The following is a 14,879-nucleotide window of genomic DNA, read 5'->3' as shown; positions in this document are numbered from 1 at the left end:
GTGTAGTTATTATGACACCCAATTTATGGGATCTCTTGCATAACAAACTTTTGGCAGCGCATTGGATGAAACGAAAAACTTCCTTGACACCCTTCGCCAGCCCCCTTATCATGAAACTGAAGCTATTTATTTATCTTCGCAATCTCTGCAGTGGATTAATGACAAAAAAACTTAATGTATTTGGCGTAAATCATGCTTAATTTTTTGCACTATGTGCACCTCATGTCTTTATCAAATTTCTAGCTACACAAGCTGAAATACGCTATTTAAAACATCAAAAAACGCCAACTTAAAAAATGGATAGTGAATAATTAGCTACCCTAGGGTTTCTTTGCCTTTTTTTCTGTTTAGTAAATTTCTTAACGTTTATAATTTAGATTAGTTGCGGCTTAAAAGCGGCTGAGTCACGGTTATTAAGCGTTTAGAATAAAAAAACGCCATACTTGAAAGTATAATGTAAGTATAGCTCTTTCCATAAAAGTCCGGATGTGATAGGATAAGGGTAGATGATGATAAGGAGGTTGAATGCCAGCAGCATATAGTTATGATTTAAGAAAAAAAGCAATGGAAGCGCTAGACGAAGGAGAAAGCAGAGAAACAGTGGCAGCAAGATTTAAGATTGGACGAACTACTTTATGGGAGTGGCAGCAAAGAAGAAAAGAAACAGGAGACTTTCAATCAAAAAAACTTGGAAATGGGGGTTACAATCACAAAATTACCGACTGGGATACCTTTGCCAAATTTGCCAGAGAACACGGAGGAAAGACTCTATCGGAAATGGCTAAACTTTGGAACAACGTTAGTATCCAAACGATCTATCGAGCCCTTAAAAAAATTGAATTTACGCGCAAAAAAAGACATATGGATACAAGGAAAGAAACGAAGAAAAACGTGCTGAATTTTTGAAAATTATAGCGACAAAAGAACCTAAAAACTTAGTGTATATAGATGAGTCTGGCATTGATAACACCGAAGACTACCCCTACGGATATTGCCAGAAAGGACAGCGGTTTTATGCCTTAAAATCTGGAAAGAAAACTCAACGAATCAGTATGGTTGCAGCCTTAAGTGGAAGAAAGATAGTTGTTCCGTTAACCTTTGAAGGCCACTGTAATATGGATGTTTTTAATGGATGGTTTGAGCAATTTTTGACACCGATCTTGGAACCTGGACAGACTGTCATTCTTGACAATGCTACTTTTCATAAGTCTGATAAGATTATCGAGCTTGCTAAAGGGGTTGGTGCAGAAATTTTGTATCTGCCGCCTTATTCTCCAGATTTCAACAAAATTGAGCATCATTGGTTTGCTATAAAAAACAGAGCCAGGAAAAACATTCCTCTATTCGAATCCTTTCGTCGTGCTGTTGATTCTGCCTTCCTATGACCTGTTCGGACTATTATGAGAAATGCTATAACTAGCCAACCATCGGGCTTTTTTTGCCTTTTTTTTCGCTTGGTAAATTTTTTAATACTTAGATTAGTTGCAATTTAAGAGACCAGAAATGGTCAGTGCTTGGCACTGGGATGACACCATTCTTTTTCCTGGATTCCAGACTGGAATGACACCATTTGTTGTGTTTAACAAAGTTCGTACTTAGCTTCATATTAGCCGTAAATATTTAAGAAATTTACCAAGCGAAAAAAAAGGCAAAAGAAGCCCTGGGGTTATTATCCGCTTTAAAATATTGGCGTTTTTTTATTCTAAACGCTTAATAACCGTGATTCAGCTGCTTTTAATTGCAACTAACTTACGCTGCAAATGTTTAAGAAATTTACTAAGCAGAAAAAAAGACAAAGAACCCCCGAGTTAGCTAGTCTTTTACTATCTCTGTCGAGTATTGGCATTTTTTGATGTCTTGTAACGCTTTATAAGCGCGTTCAGCTTATTTAGATAAAAATCTAGATGTAGATGAAGTTTTGTAAAGACATACAGTATCTATATACTGCAAAAAATTGAACATAAGACGCCGATACATTAAGTAATCCTTACCTTTTAATCTGCAGATTGGCGAAAGCAAATACAATAGCTTCACTATCATGATAAGGGCGCTGGCGAAGGGTGTCAAGTAAGTTTTTTCGTTTCTATTCCCAATAAAAGTTTGTTATATGGTTATGCAAGAAGTCTAATGAATCGCGGTATGACGTCTTAGCTATAGATGCTGGTTTGTGTGATTTCAAGAGAAGCTTAGTAGATAAGTTGTGTTTTAAACCAGATTCGGTATTTTAAACTGAACATTTTCAATAATACCACCTGGCATAACTGAAATTTTTACACTCAGGTTTACTTTTAGGTAGTCCATTAATTCATCAACCAATATGTCAGGAGCGGAAGCACCTGCAGTGATTCCTATCTTTTCTACGCCCTGGAACCAGCTTTTATTTACACATCTGTAATTATCAATCAAGTAGGCTCTTTTTCCTCTGGCAGTGCACAGATCTAATAAGCGGTTTGAATTTGAGCTATTTTTACTTCCTACAACTAATACCATGTCTACAATTTCAGCTAGCTTTTTAACAGCATTTTGTCTGTTTTGCGTTGCATAGCATATGTCCTTTAAATCTGGACCTGTTATGCCTGGAAACCTTAATTTCAAGGCAGCAATAATGTCACGGGTATCGTCGATGCTTAACGTAGTTTGTGTAACATAAGACAAATTATCTGGATCTTTAACCTTTAAATCATATACATCCTGCAAAGTTTGCACTAAAGTGATAGGATTGTTTACTCTTCCCCTAATTCCCTTAACTTCTGGATGGTTTTCATGCCCAATGAGAATTAATTCTTTACCACTGTTTTCATACCTTTTTGCTTCTTTATGCACTTTGTTGACTAAAGGACATGTTGCATCAATCACTTGAATACCCTTTCTTTTTGCCTCATCTTCTATATTTTTTGATACTCCGTGCGCGCTGAAGATCAGTATTCCTTCATTATCTTCAATTTCCTCGATACTGCTTACAAAAACCACTCCTTGTTTCTTAAAGTCCTCTACTATATATTTATTGTGAACAATTTCGTGTAGCACATAAACTTGGCGCTCGTTTTTGTATTTTTCTAAAGTAATAGCTAATATGTCCACAGCTCTTTTTACCCCGGCACAAAAACCTCGTGGTTCAGCTAAGATGATTTCCATTTTTGTCAAATCAAGTAAATATGCAAGCATTACTTAAAAATAAGCTCCGCTCACTGTGTTTTATAGTACCATTATTTATATTTTATATAATAATTATTTTTCGCATATTCTCTTTAACATTTGATCAACTTACTACTTCAGAAAATTTTAGAAAAGATAATATAGTACATAAACAACCTGATATTTTAGATAGAAATGGAGTGGTAATAGCAACAAATGTGCCCACAACATCACTATATATAGATGCAACCAAAGTAAAGAATCCGGAAAGTATAGCAGCACAACTGTGTTCTACTTTGCATGACCTCGAATACAAGAACTTATATAGAGTACTTACTTCAGAAAAGAAATTTGCTTGGATAAAGCGGCACTTGACTCCAAAAGAATTACTAGCGATCAAAAACGCTGGTGTACCAGGAGTAAATTTTTATGACGACATAAAGCGTATATATCCTCACAGTAATTTATTTTCACACGTGCTTGGTTACACTGACATAGATGGCAATGGTATTGCAGGAGTTGAGGCGTATATAAGTAAAAACAATGAGCAAGAAAAGCCCATAATACTATCCTTAGATACACGAGTGCAAAGCATAGTGCATGAAGAGCTAACTAAAGCTGTAAGCAGATATCAGGCACTTGGCGGAGTAGGAATTGTTTTAAATGTGAGAAATAGTGAAGTCATCTCGATGGTCAGCCTACCTGATTTTAATCCCAACTTACAGAATAAGGCAGAAGACGTACAAAAGTTTAATCGCGCCAGTCTTGGGGTATATGAGATGGGGTCGGTATTAAAATACTTTACAATAGCCGCAGCGCTTGATGCGAACGCTACAAAAACTAGCGATTTATATGACGTATCAACACCAATCACCATTGGAAAGTATAAAATTCAGGATTTTCATAAATCTAAAATTCCAAAAATTACTGTGCAAGATATATTTGTAAAATCATCCAACATTGGTGCAGCAAAAATTGCAGTCAAACTAGGTATTGAAAAACAGGTAGAATACTTTAAAGCTATGAAGCTATTTTCTCCTTTGAAAATAGAAATACCAGAAAAATCCACACCGATAATCCCGGATAAATGGAGTGAAAACACTTTAATAACAGCATCTTATGGTTATGGCATAGCTGTAACTCCTATACATCTTGCACAAACTGCAGCAGCATTAATCAACAATGGGATATTTCATAACGCAACCTTGATGTTGAATAAAAGAAGTATAGGAGAGCAAATTATCTCAAGAAGAACTTCCAGGGAAATGAGAAAATTATTACGTGCAGCAGTAACAGATGGCACTGGCAGAAAAGCAAAAATAAAGGCATATTCAATAGGAGGAAAAACTGGATCGGCGGAAAAAGTTGTAGATGGTAAATATAGCAAAGATGCAAACATAGCATCATTTATAGGAGTGCTAACTATGCTTGACCCAAGGTACATAGTGCTAATTGCTATTGATGAGCCTCAAGGGATACACCATACCGGGGGAATAATTGCTGCGCCTATAGTAAAGAACATTATAAATAGAATAGTGCCTATACTAAATGTTACACCTGAGATGTAAAATTATGATTGCTTTACTACAACTTCAAATTTATCATCACCAAAATCCTTATTAATATACCAAGAACCATCATCTTTAGTTACAAATTCAAGACCTTTAAGGTCTTTTTTTATTGTCTTTCCATTTTGACCATCAATAGCGATATTAATATCGAATGTAATAATGTCTAGATTTATCATAGCTTCTTTCCCGCTGCACGAATTTAGACTGAACTTGCCTAACATGACATCATTAAAACTCACTTCCCCTGTATAGACATCACACTGACCGTCCACACAACACGTAGTTTCAATATAGAAAAGGTCTGACATATAAAACACCTTACGTTTATAAAAAAAGAGCTAAAGCCCTACGCCATACCGTTATAGTCAGTAAACCTAGAGCACTTTAGCTATAATACAGCTAAGAATGTAAAATTCAACAGTTAATTGTGTAAGGAAGTCTAAATTACTATATCTTAGAGGAATGGCTGTTTAGTTTTTTTGTTAATCTTTTTTACCATGCTGTCAATCATATGCTTTATCCCTTGATATACAGAGTATGTACTTTCGTCGCTACGCATATAAGCAGAACAGGAAAATACATTATGTTCTTCGTCTTCTATTGATAACCCTGTATCACACTTTATGTGTTCGCCGCCAAGCTTTTCTATCAACTGTTCTTTGTCATCTCCTATAGTTACCTTAACCTTACTTTCTTCTTTACCTATCTTGCTACTTAAAATTGAAACAATGATGGCTGGAGATATGCATATCGCTCCTATTAGCTTTTTTGTAACAAAGAATTCTGAAACTAATCTTTCAAATTCAGGCATTACTGTCACCATGTCTTTATTTTCAGCTAAGTCAGATAAATTTTTCGCAACCCCGTATCCACCAGGTACAACTAGCATGTCAAAATTTTCAGCTTTGGCTCCTTTTAAGTCATATATTTCGCCTCTTGCGATTCTTGCTGATTCTGCAAGCACATTCCTTTTTTCTTTCACTGCCTCTTTTGTTTTATGATTCATAACTTGTGTGATATTGATGTCAGGTGCAAAGCATTTAACATCCACTTCCTGCTGATCAAGCACAAGCAAACTTAAAACCACTTCTCTTACCTCTGCACCGTCAAGGTGACCACACCCTGATAAAACCACAGCAGCTTTTAATTTTTTTTCACCCATAAAGTACCTTAATTTCATGTAATCTAGATATTTTAATACAAATTATATATTTGGAAAGGGGTAACTATATTAATTACCTCATATTTATTATAATATAATTAATAATTAGTATGTATAATCAAGCATGTTTATAATTGACAGAAATTGAATATGGTACAAGGTGGTGCAACAGATACTGGTGATTCAGAGGTGTTGATTGAAAATATAGTAAAATATATTAGTGGAAAAGAAGATTTGTTACAACAACTGGAGGCGCTATTAAAACTAAATAGCCTTCAAAAGGAAGGTGAAATTTTTGACGAATCAGCTATTAAGCATGTGTCTGAATTGCTGATGAAAGATAAAGATCTTTTGAAGAATGCAATAGATATTGTAAAGGAGTATCTTGAGAAAAACAACAATGAATTAAAAATATTGCTTGAACAAGTAAATAAAGTAAAAGGCATGGAGGAAAAGCTTGAAGCTTTAGGCAATCAACTGTTAGTTCAAGGAGTGATAGGTGGAGCAGCAGTTACAACATTAACGGGTACACTGGCAGGTTTATTAACAGTAGGAGGAGTGACTGGTGCATTAATTGGTGGTGGAGCAGCATTAGTAGGGTTTGTGGCACTATTTGCTATAGCTGCTATTGGTTATGCTATATATCAGCATAGAGGTGAGATAAAAAAAGGTGCGATTGATGCAGGAAAGGCAGTGAAAAGTTTTGTGAAAAATGTAATCGATAAATTGACTTGGGAAAAGACTAACTTCTCTAGATTAGAGAAAGAGTTCATTCACGATATGGTATACCCTACAGACGATGAAAAATCAAAAGAGGCCCAGAATAAAATAAGGATCATAAAAATGCTTCAAGACGAAGGGAAGCGATCTGCTATACAAGAGTTAGTAAAGAATGGAACCATTCAAAATTTTTCAAAAGATGACATGAGCAGACTTATGAACAAAGGTCTTAGTACTCATGAAAGTGATATGGAAGCATTTAAGAACCTTGTCGATCAATTTCAACCTGTAATTATGGCAATTGGTAGTGACATAAAAGAGGTAGAACAAAAAGTTAATGAGAAAGCTCATGAAATGAAGCCAAATTCTCACTTAGGTATTTCAAGTGCTGCACGAGTGAGTGAAGGAGGAATCACAGGACCGAATTGATGCATTTGAGGAGCGTTTTGACGCAAAAATTACTATTAGAAAGTGGAATTACGCTATTCCTTTCTATCCACTTTCTTGAGCAATCCACTTTCAAATCTAACACACATCTCAGTGATTATAATATCCAATTTTTGATCATGTTGTTCTACAGGTAAATCTTTACAATATTGTTTTTCATAGGCTACACCTATAAATATTTTTCCAAGCGGCCGTAATTTTTTTATCATTGTATCATACCAACCACCGCCAAAACCTAATCTATTAAAATGATCATCAAAAGCAATAACAGGAGTAATGATTACGTCAGGAATTATGTCTTCATTTGTTTTGTTCCATTCCTCAAATTTTAGTAACTTATTTTTATTAGGAATTGCTACTTTATAATCTAAATCGAGTAAACTATGCATCAAAGGCACAACATCTATTTCCCCATCCATTGGAATGTAAGCTGCTATTGTTTTGCCTTTAACGTAACTTAAGTTCTGATTAAAGAGATTAACAAGGGAATTTGCCGCATAACTGGAATAACTTTCATCAATATCTTTTCTTATAGCTCTATATTGCTCTCTTATCTCCTTTTTGTGCTGTTTAATATCTTTGAACATGATCTATCCATTTCGCAGTAAGTTTTTCTTGTAAACTATTTTGCTTCAAACGCTCACTTAAAAAGTCAAAGTCAATAAACTCCATATCCTGGTCTTGATTACTGCAACTATAAACAAAACTCCTTTCTCCTGTTTTCGCATTTATATGTTGCTGCACACACTGAGCGCAGATTTCTTTCATCATACACTGCATAGGAGAATTAACTGATGATATTGCTATGTGGCTTGATTTCAGATATGGCTTTAAAATTGTTTTTCTAGCTTCATTCACAGCTTTCATCATTTTATCAGAACCAATAGTGATAATTTTATCTATAGCGTTCAAATTAATACCTAATCTTCCTTGTTGATAAGAGACTATTGCATCAACTATATTACCATGAAAGGATTTATCTTGATCTCTGCTTGTTTCTATCAATCCTTCTTCACATGCCCAAACTACTGCATTTGATGCACGTTCTATCAGTGCTCGTTTAAATACATCACTTAACTTCTTATAGCCAGCGAAGTACAAAACCTTGTTATTATTTTCAAGACATGCCTTCCCTATCGAAAATAATACTGCATTTCCAACTCCACCACCAATTAGCATTATATTCTTCATGTGCTATTTTAACTATATTTGTTCAAATTTTTCGAAATTTTGTAGAACAAAGGCACACAAAGACAGAGACAAGGACACTCTCTGACTTCAACTAAACCGATAACTGACAGCTGCACTTTTACGTATAATATCCAATAACAAGTTGCTTTGTATCATAATCTTTTGTTGGTACATCTGCTGTTTAATTGCTTCTATATCCGCTGCATTACTCTTGATATCACACAACATCATTAACTTTGCAGTGCCATTTTCTCTAAATTCTACTATTTCATTCACACTTGTTTTACTAAATAAAATCTGTAAATCAGGATTTAAATCTCGCATTTTTATTTCAAATTCCTTTGCGTTTGGCAACTTAAAATTATCTGCCAATTTATCAAAATTTAAACAATTAACTTTTTGCTCCTTGAGATTATCTAATAAACTTTCTGAACCTTCAACCACAATCTGTTTTAATTTTAAAGTGCTTTCCAGCAGTGCATGATTAAGTTGTACTTTATCTATTACTTTTATAACAGAGTAACCTTCACTAAAACTGAATGGACCTGCTATGTCGCTGACTTCTAATCCTTCTAAAACGCTCTTGAGTTTGCCTTTCAACTGACTTAAATTAACTGTTGCTTTACGCATCTTTATTAGAGATTCTGGGTTATTACTGTTGCGTAATTTTTTTACTAAATCTTCAGCTATACCATAAACGTCCTTGTCTTTTTGATCAGGAATTATAAACTCTTGGAACGTGATAAGATAATCCGGCTTTTCTGTTTGCCTTTTTACATCATCTACTTCTTTATCGCTTATATTAATAAATGGCACAATTCTTACTTCAATAATTTTGCTCCACAGTAACTGACATTTTATTTGTTTTCTTAAAATACCAAGATCTATATTATGCTTCTCTATGTATTGATCAACTTCATTAGCCTTAAGTTTAAAACTTTGGGTTAAAAATAACATAATAGCATTATCTAACTCCTCGTTGCTCAATTTTATATTCAGCCTCTGTGCTTCATTGATAATGATAATTTCGTCTATTAGCTCCCTAAGCACTTGAGGCTTTGCTTCTTTTTGATTAACACTTTGAGTGCCAAACAATGAATTTATAAAGTTGATGCGTTTTTCGATATCTAAATTTGAAATTGGTTCACCATTTACATCTGCAACAATTTCAATCTCGGTTGCAAGCAACCTAAGTGGCAACACTATCAACAGTAAAATTAGTATTTTATACATACAAGTAAAGTTGTTTAGTTAATAACCAATTCTATAATAAATACTGAGTCAATGCTAGCCAACTTTTTAATAGTGATCTCAGTGACAATGGAAATAAAAACCATTGCAACAAAATCAGGTACGCTGGTAAATAGGCTAAAAACATGCTAATATAGCGAATTTAAACCGTGCTAAAAACAGTATACGGAAGGAGAGGGATTCGAACCCTCGATACGACTTTTGGGTCGTATAACGGTTTAGCAAACCGCCGCCTTCAGCCGCTCGGCCACCCTTCCAAATTTAGAACCTAAAGATTATATAATACCAAGACCTCTACCACCTGTCTAATGCTTTTAATTGCAATATTTGTATCTGTTCAGATGCATGGCTAATGCTGAAACAAAAATTCCAGTGCTCCCTTTCTTGTCATCCCAGTGCCCAGACACTGGGATCCAGGATTTTGATTAGCACTAAGTTGGTGAGCATATAAGTGTTATGTTAAAATATAACGTTTTTACGGAAAGTCTGGATCCCAGTGGGCTTTGTTGCATAGCAACTGAAAAAATCTGGTGGCTACTGACAAAATTCATTATAAAATAGCCATTTAACCTTGAAAGAAAAAATATGCCACAAAAAATGAGGGTCAGTAACCATAGCGAATATAACAAATTTCTAGAAAAAAGAGGAAATATTTTTCATTATATCAACGAAGCCATAGAAAAGTGGTACGAGAATGGTCCAAAAATACCAGGTGGCAACAATATTTATAGCGATAAAGTTGTAATTTTGGTGCACATAGTAACTTGTTTATTTAGAATAGGCCTGAGGCAAACAGTTGGGTTTATAGCAGGATACCTTGAGCAAATTGGGAAAAATTTGCAAGTTATCAGCTATTCACAATCATCAAGAAGGTTTAAGAAACTCAATATTAAGATCAATGATTGCAGAATTGATAAAAATAATATGGAAGATATCGAAATTGCTATAGACAGTACAGGAATTAGTATATACAACAACACTCCTGGTCATAGCAAAGAAAATAGCGAAGATAGAAAGTATCGCAGCTATGAACAGACAAGAAAATTGCATGTAATGTTGAATACAAACAGCAAAAAAGCCATAGCTGTAAAATACAGTAACGGCTGATCACTATGGAGCTTGTGATTTGCTAAAAGAAGTCGATTTTCAGTATGTCATAAAAGTACTATATGCAGATAGGGCATATGACAGAGAAAAGCTCTATAAGCTGTGTAATCAATATGGTATAAAAACGAAAATTCCTCCGAAAAACAACGCAGCAGAGCATCCAAAGTTAGACTATATGGCTGAAAGAAATTCTGCAGTCAAGCTCATAAAGTCATATGATGAAGATGGTATAAAGAAGTGGAAAAAAGAGATGAGTTATGGAAAAAGATCTTATACAGAAAGTTTTTTCTCGCGACTGAAACAAACATTCGGGTTTAGTTTTAGGAATAAATCTGAGACAAATAGAGAGAAGGAACTACTTGTTAAATGCTATTTGCTCAATAAGTTCACTGATATTGGTATGGCTAAATTTGAGATAGCTTCATAAATTTATTGTGCGTTACCTACTATCCGAAGAGCGATGCAACAAAGCCATCCCAGTGTCAAGCACTGGGATGACATCGTTTACTATGTGCCATATTGCAATGTTCGTACAGTTGTGGGCGGTATCTCATCAGCTAACACGTAGCGGAATGACGAATTTGTTGTTTTTCAAATCGTAGAGCCACTTTAGCTATAAATCAACAAAAACTAATTTCCGCTTTTAATAGAGCTTGCAACAATTTGTTTTGCTTCTTCTACACCAACCCATTCTCCAACTGCTACTGTTTTTCCCTTTTCTAGATCTTTATAATGAGAAAAGAAATGAGTAATTTTATCTAGTAGATTTTTAGATAAATCAGAATAGTTCTTTATATTGTCATAATAGCTATCAACACTGGAAACAGGCACTGCTAATATTTTCTCATCTTCTCCTTTTTCATCTTTAGTGAGTAATGCGCCTATTGGACGTACCGATATTAAAACACTAGATGCTAAGGGAAATTGAGTTAGCACCAAAACATCCACAGGGTCACCATCACCTGCGCAGGTATTTGGTATAAATCCATAATTGCAAGGATAAGTCATTGAGGTAGATAAAAATCTGTCAACTTGTAACAACCCAAGCTCTTTATTAAATTCATACTTTACAGGCTCAGCATTTGCACTTATTTCAATTACCACATTCACCGCATTTGGTCCCGCTGTTATTTTACTTAAATCCATAAATCACCTCTTAACTTAAGATTATACAATATGTACTTTTAAATTGCTACATTTATGTAGTTCTAAGCTTGTTTTGCATGGAGCGGTCCTAAATTTTCATTCGTCATCTTATTGACTGTTGAAAGTGGTGGTTCCTGTGATAATTGAAATAAAGCATATACTATTACAATAGTAAGCACCGCACCAACTATCAGGTTAGTAAGGTTGTCTTGTAGCAAAACATTTTTTATTGAGTTGAACAATTTTTGCTCCATAAAGAAATAATCAGCAACATATAACCCAACAGATAATACAAACATACCTAAAATAAGTTTACAGACTGTGTTTTTATGGTTCTTTTCTTTTTTCTTGCCGACAATGAAATTTGGCCTACATTCATTCTCTTCTTGTGGCACTGAATAATATGTGTTGTTTATTATCCTCTCTTCAAACTTATTGCTATTTTGCTTCTTCAACAGCTGTTTCACAGTTGGTCCAATGCTTTTCAGGCATAAAAAACCTTGATTATTGTAACCTGCTGACATATTGAATATTCTGTTTAAGCTACCTATCCTTCTGTAATCCAGCGTATATTTGATGGCTCCATTTTGATCTTCCAGGCCAATACTTTGCAATGAGATAGCTACATTTCCTATATATCCGAAAATAACTCCATTATTTATTATTGATAATGTTCCTTTTTTAATTAATTTATTAGATGGTGAAAGTTCTTTATAGTAACTACCTATGGAAAACAACAATGCAATATCTTTATCTACTTTTATATTATGAATAGAGTAGTAACAGCCAATAACGCACTTATTTAATGCAAATTCTCTGTCATATTTGTTTAATGTATTTCCTTCACTTAGTAACTTTCTAAGACCAATGAGTACTTTATTTTCAAAATCTTCTTCTGTTTTAAATATTGGTTCTCTCTTTGGATTTGCTAAGATGTTAAGTAAATCTAATTTTCTTCCATCTACTACTTCATTTATATATTCATTTAACTCAGATCCTTTAATAACTTCATATATTTTATCTATGACATCTTTAGTATTCAGGTTATTGTTTTCACTTAGAATTCGATAAGCTAGAGCATAAATTAAAAACAACCCTTGTAGACTAAATTTTAAGTTAAAATAGTAATCTAATTGTTCATCTTGCTTCTGTATGAATGCAGACAGACCTATGTGATTCCTGTGATCCATAAAACGATCTAAGTCAGCATGTTGAAAGCTACCTAAAAAAATAAATAACGTCTCTAATAAATTACCCTTACCAACAATTTTTATTAGTTCTTCAATTTCTTTTATCATTGCTGAAACCTATAATGTTCTACTTTATAGTATAAGGGATACATGGCAAAATAGCAATAAATGTTATTAGACTTCTTGCATAACCCAAACTAAGTAGAAAAAGGTATAGCTATACCGCCGCGGTATCTCAGCCACTAACAAGAGATCCCGCTAACACGCAGCGGGATGACGGTTGTCGTTTAGCTACAAACATTAAGAAATTTACCAAATGAAAAAAAAGGCAAAAGAAGCCCCGTGGTTGGCTAATTACTTACATTATACTTTCAAGTATGGCGTTTTTTTATTCTAAACACTTAATAACCGCGATTTAGCTGCTCTTAAGCCGCAACTAATCTAAATTATAAACGTTAAGAAATTTACTAAACAGAAAAAAAGGCAAAGAAACCCTAGGGTAGCTAATTATTCACTATCCATTTTTTAAGTTGGCGTTTTTTGATGTTTTAAATAGCGTATTTCAGCTTGTGTAGCTAGAAATTTGATAAAGACATGAGGTGCACATAGTGCAAAAAATTAAGCATGATTTACGCCAAATACATTAAGTTTTTTTGTCATTAATCCACTGCAGAGATTGCGAAGATAAATAAATAGCTTCAGTTTCATGATAAGGGGGCTGGCGGAGTTTGTCAAGCAAGTTTTTTTGTTTCTATTCCCAATGTTATATGGTTATGCAAGAAGTCTATTGTATGTTTACACTCTGCATTAAAGCTTTTAGTTAAGAGCATATCCATCCACCGCCGATAACTTGCTCATCTTTATACGCTACACAGGCTTGACCTGGACTGATGCCAAAGTAATCGTCGTTTAAAATGACACAGGCTTTATTTTTTTCGTCAGTTGAATGTATTGTTGCTAAACTTCCCGCATGTGATGATCTCAGCTTCACAGTTACTTCCATACCTTCCTTTGGTTGTTCTAACCAATTTAACTCCTTGATCAATATTTTTTTTTGCATTAATACGTTGATCGGACCTACTATAACCTCATTATTTTCTGTATTAATTTTTATCACATAAAGAGGTTCATTGTGTGCGATACCCAAGCCCTTTCTTTGCCCCACTGTAAAATTTACTATGCCACTGTGCTCGCCTAGCACTTTTCCATTAACATCCACTATTTTACCTTTCTGTACAGATTGTGGAGCTAATTTAGCTATTGTTTTACTATAGCTTTCGGAAACAAAGCATATATCTTGACTGTCCGGCTTTTCAGAAATTTGTAAGCTGAAATACTTTGCTAATTTTCTTATATCACTTTTATAGAACCCACCTAGTGGAAATCGCAAAAGCTTCAATTGCTCTTGAGTTGTAGCAAACAAAAAATAACTTTGATCTTTACTTTTATCAATGCTTCTGCACAACTTTACCTCACCATTTTTTTCTAACCTTCTCACGTAATGTCCTGTTACGAGCACATCCGCACCAAGATTTTTTGTAACTTGTAATAGATCACGAAATTTTACCGTTTGGTTACATCTCACGCATGGTATGGGAGTTTCCCCACGCATATAGGTACTCGCAAAATCCTCTATTACTTCCTTTTTGAATATTTCCTCATAGTTTAAAATATAGTGAGGAAAGCCAACACTTTCAGCTACACGCTTAGCGTCATAAATATCCTGTCCAGCGCAGCATGCACCCTTTCTTGCGTTAGCATTACCGTCAGTGCCATAGAGTTGAAGAGTCACACCTATCACCTGGTACCCAAGGTTATGTAGCAGTGCTGCAGCAACCGAGCTATCAACTCCCCCGGACATTGCAACAACAGCCTTAGTCTGGTGCGGAGTTTTATCTTTTAGCAGAGGTTCAATTTCAAATTCTTTTAGCATAACCGCCTTAATTTATAAACGCAAAT

The 14,879-nt window shown here is 34.5% G+C and carries 12 protein-coding genes, 1 tRNA gene and 1 pseudogene; 4 read left to right on the top strand and 10 right to left on the bottom strand.

Annotated features, from left to right (window positions below):
• Positions 1–525 precede the first annotated feature (525 nt).
• Positions 526–1,385 (top strand): IS630 family transposase gene (locus OPR52_RS01210; protein ID WP_265037751.1). Its coding sequence is split into 2 segments (ribosomal slippage): positions 526–850 and positions 850–1,385, totalling 861 coding nucleotides; the frame shifts between segments, so codons are not numbered across the junction.
• Positions 1,386–2,205: 820 nt separating this feature from the next.
• Here OPR52_RS01210 and ispH read toward each other — a convergent pair.
• The gene (ispH, locus tag OPR52_RS01205) at positions 2,206–3,135 is read right to left on the bottom strand and encodes a 4-hydroxy-3-methylbut-2-enyl diphosphate reductase (RefSeq protein ID WP_264329845.1); all 930 of its coding nucleotides are present in this window, start codon (positions 3,133–3,135) and stop codon (positions 2,206–2,208) included.
• A gap of 200 nt (positions 3,136–3,335) precedes the next feature.
• Between ispH and OPR52_RS01200 the strand changes: the two genes are divergently transcribed.
• Positions 3,336–4,703, top strand: a complete 1,368-nt coding sequence (locus tag OPR52_RS01200) for a peptidoglycan D,D-transpeptidase FtsI family protein (RefSeq protein WP_265038292.1) — start codon at positions 3,336–3,338, stop codon at positions 4,701–4,703.
• A 2-nt stretch (positions 4,704–4,705) separates the two neighbouring features.
• Here OPR52_RS01200 and OPR52_RS01195 read toward each other — a convergent pair whose 3' ends face one another.
• Together OPR52_RS01195 and elbB are read right to left on the bottom strand one after the other, a co-directional pair.
• Entirely contained in the window at positions 4,706–5,014 is a 309-nt protein-coding gene (locus OPR52_RS01195; RefSeq protein ID WP_010081942.1) for a hypothetical protein, read from the bottom strand.
• Between the two features lie 146 nt (positions 5,015–5,160).
• Positions 5,161–5,868 carry an isoprenoid biosynthesis glyoxalase ElbB gene (gene elbB, locus OPR52_RS01190; RefSeq protein ID WP_264723070.1) on the bottom strand — a complete coding sequence of 236 codons (708 nt, stop codon included), beginning with the start codon at positions 5,866–5,868 and terminating at the stop codon, positions 5,161–5,163.
• 150 nt (positions 5,869–6,018) lie between these two features.
• Between elbB and OPR52_RS01185 the strand changes: the two genes are divergently transcribed.
• Complete coding sequence (locus OPR52_RS01185) at positions 6,019–7,017, top strand: glycine zipper family protein (RefSeq protein ID WP_265038291.1); 999 nt, start codon at positions 6,019–6,021, stop codon at positions 7,015–7,017.
• Between the two features lie 53 nt (positions 7,018–7,070).
• Here the strand turns inward: OPR52_RS01185 and OPR52_RS01180 are convergent, their stop codons facing one another.
• The 4 genes from OPR52_RS01180 to OPR52_RS01165 all read right to left on the bottom strand — a co-directional run bounded on the left by OPR52_RS01180 (position 7,071) and on the right by OPR52_RS01165 (position 9,734).
• Positions 7,071–7,622, bottom strand: a complete 552-nt coding sequence (locus OPR52_RS01180; RefSeq protein ID WP_265038290.1) for a 5-formyltetrahydrofolate cyclo-ligase — start codon at positions 7,620–7,622, stop codon at positions 7,071–7,073.
• Positions 7,606–8,226 (bottom strand): ferredoxin reductase domain-containing protein, encoded by a 621-nt coding sequence (locus OPR52_RS01175; protein ID WP_264723066.1) that lies wholly within the window; start codon positions 8,224–8,226, stop codon positions 7,606–7,608. Before OPR52_RS01175 ends, OPR52_RS01180 begins: the two co-directional genes overlap by 17 nt.
• A gap of 87 nt (positions 8,227–8,313) precedes the next feature.
• Positions 8,314–9,459 carry a SurA N-terminal domain-containing protein gene (locus tag OPR52_RS01170; protein ID WP_265038289.1) on the bottom strand — a complete coding sequence of 382 codons (1,146 nt, stop codon included), beginning with the start codon at positions 9,457–9,459 and terminating at the stop codon, positions 8,314–8,316.
• Positions 9,460–9,643: 184 nt separating this feature from the next.
• Positions 9,644–9,734 (bottom strand) — tRNA-Ser (locus OPR52_RS01165).
• A 328-nt stretch (positions 9,735–10,062) separates the two neighbouring features.
• Between OPR52_RS01165 and OPR52_RS07820 the strand changes: the two are divergent.
• Positions 10,063–11,011 (top strand): annotated as a pseudogene (locus OPR52_RS07820) (IS5 family transposase).
• Between the two features lie 203 nt (positions 11,012–11,214).
• On the opposite strand, the gene ppa reads toward OPR52_RS07820, so the two are convergent.
• The 3 genes from ppa to mnmA all read right to left on the bottom strand — a co-directional run bounded on the left by ppa (position 11,215) and on the right by mnmA (position 14,853).
• A complete protein-coding gene (gene ppa, locus OPR52_RS01150) occupies positions 11,215–11,730 on the bottom strand; it encodes an inorganic diphosphatase (RefSeq protein ID WP_077188435.1) in 516 nt (171 codons plus the stop codon).
• A 62-nt stretch (positions 11,731–11,792) separates the two neighbouring features.
• Positions 11,793–13,028, bottom strand: coding sequence for a WD1261 family protein (locus OPR52_RS01145; protein ID WP_264723063.1), 1,236 nt, complete (start codon positions 13,026–13,028; stop codon positions 11,793–11,795).
• A 712-nt stretch (positions 13,029–13,740) separates the two neighbouring features.
• Positions 13,741–14,853, bottom strand: coding sequence for a tRNA 2-thiouridine(34) synthase MnmA (mnmA, locus tag OPR52_RS01140; protein WP_006279545.1), 1,113 nt, complete (start codon positions 14,851–14,853; stop codon positions 13,741–13,743).
• Between the last annotated feature and the right edge of the window lie 26 nt (positions 14,854–14,879).

The sequence above is a fragment of the Wolbachia endosymbiont (group A) of Hylaeus communis genome (genome assembly GCF_947251915.1).
GTDB lineage: Bacteria > Pseudomonadota > Alphaproteobacteria > Rickettsiales > Anaplasmataceae > Wolbachia > Wolbachia pipientis.
The sequence above is the reverse complement of the archived record's forward strand: the minus strand, read 5'-3'. Positions and strand labels throughout refer to the sequence as shown.

Bases quoted from the DNA above. Each gene is read 5' to 3' on its own strand.
- ispH (WP_264329845.1), bottom strand. From the start codon at position 3,135: ATGGAAATCATCTTAGCTGAACCACGAGGTTTTTGTGCCGGGGTAAAA.
- OPR52_RS01195 (WP_010081942.1), bottom strand. From the start codon at position 5,014: ATGTCAGACCTTTTCTATATTGAAACTACGTGTTGTGTGGACGGTCAG.
- elbB (WP_264723070.1), bottom strand. From the start codon at position 5,868: ATGGGTGAAAAAAAATTAAAAGCTGCTGTGGTTTTATCAGGGTGTGGT.
- OPR52_RS01185 (WP_265038291.1), top strand. From the start codon at position 6,019: ATGGTACAAGGTGGTGCAACAGATACTGGTGATTCAGAGGTGTTGATT.
- OPR52_RS01180 (WP_265038290.1), bottom strand. From the start codon at position 7,622: ATGTTCAAAGATATTAAACAGCACAAAAAGGAGATAAGAGAGCAATAT.
- OPR52_RS01175 (WP_264723066.1), bottom strand. From the start codon at position 8,226: ATGAAGAATATAATGCTAATTGGTGGTGGAGTTGGAAATGCAGTATTA.
- OPR52_RS01170 (WP_265038289.1), bottom strand. From the start codon at position 9,459: ATGTATAAAATACTAATTTTACTGTTGATAGTGTTGCCACTTAGGTTG.
- ppa (WP_077188435.1), bottom strand. From the start codon at position 11,730: ATGGATTTAAGTAAAATAACAGCGGGACCAAATGCGGTGAATGTGGTA.
- OPR52_RS01145 (WP_264723063.1), bottom strand. From the start codon at position 13,028: ATGATAAAAGAAATTGAAGAACTAATAAAAATTGTTGGTAAGGGTAAT.
- mnmA (WP_006279545.1), bottom strand. From the start codon at position 14,853: ATGCTAAAAGAATTTGAAATTGAACCTCTGCTAAAAGATAAAACTCCG.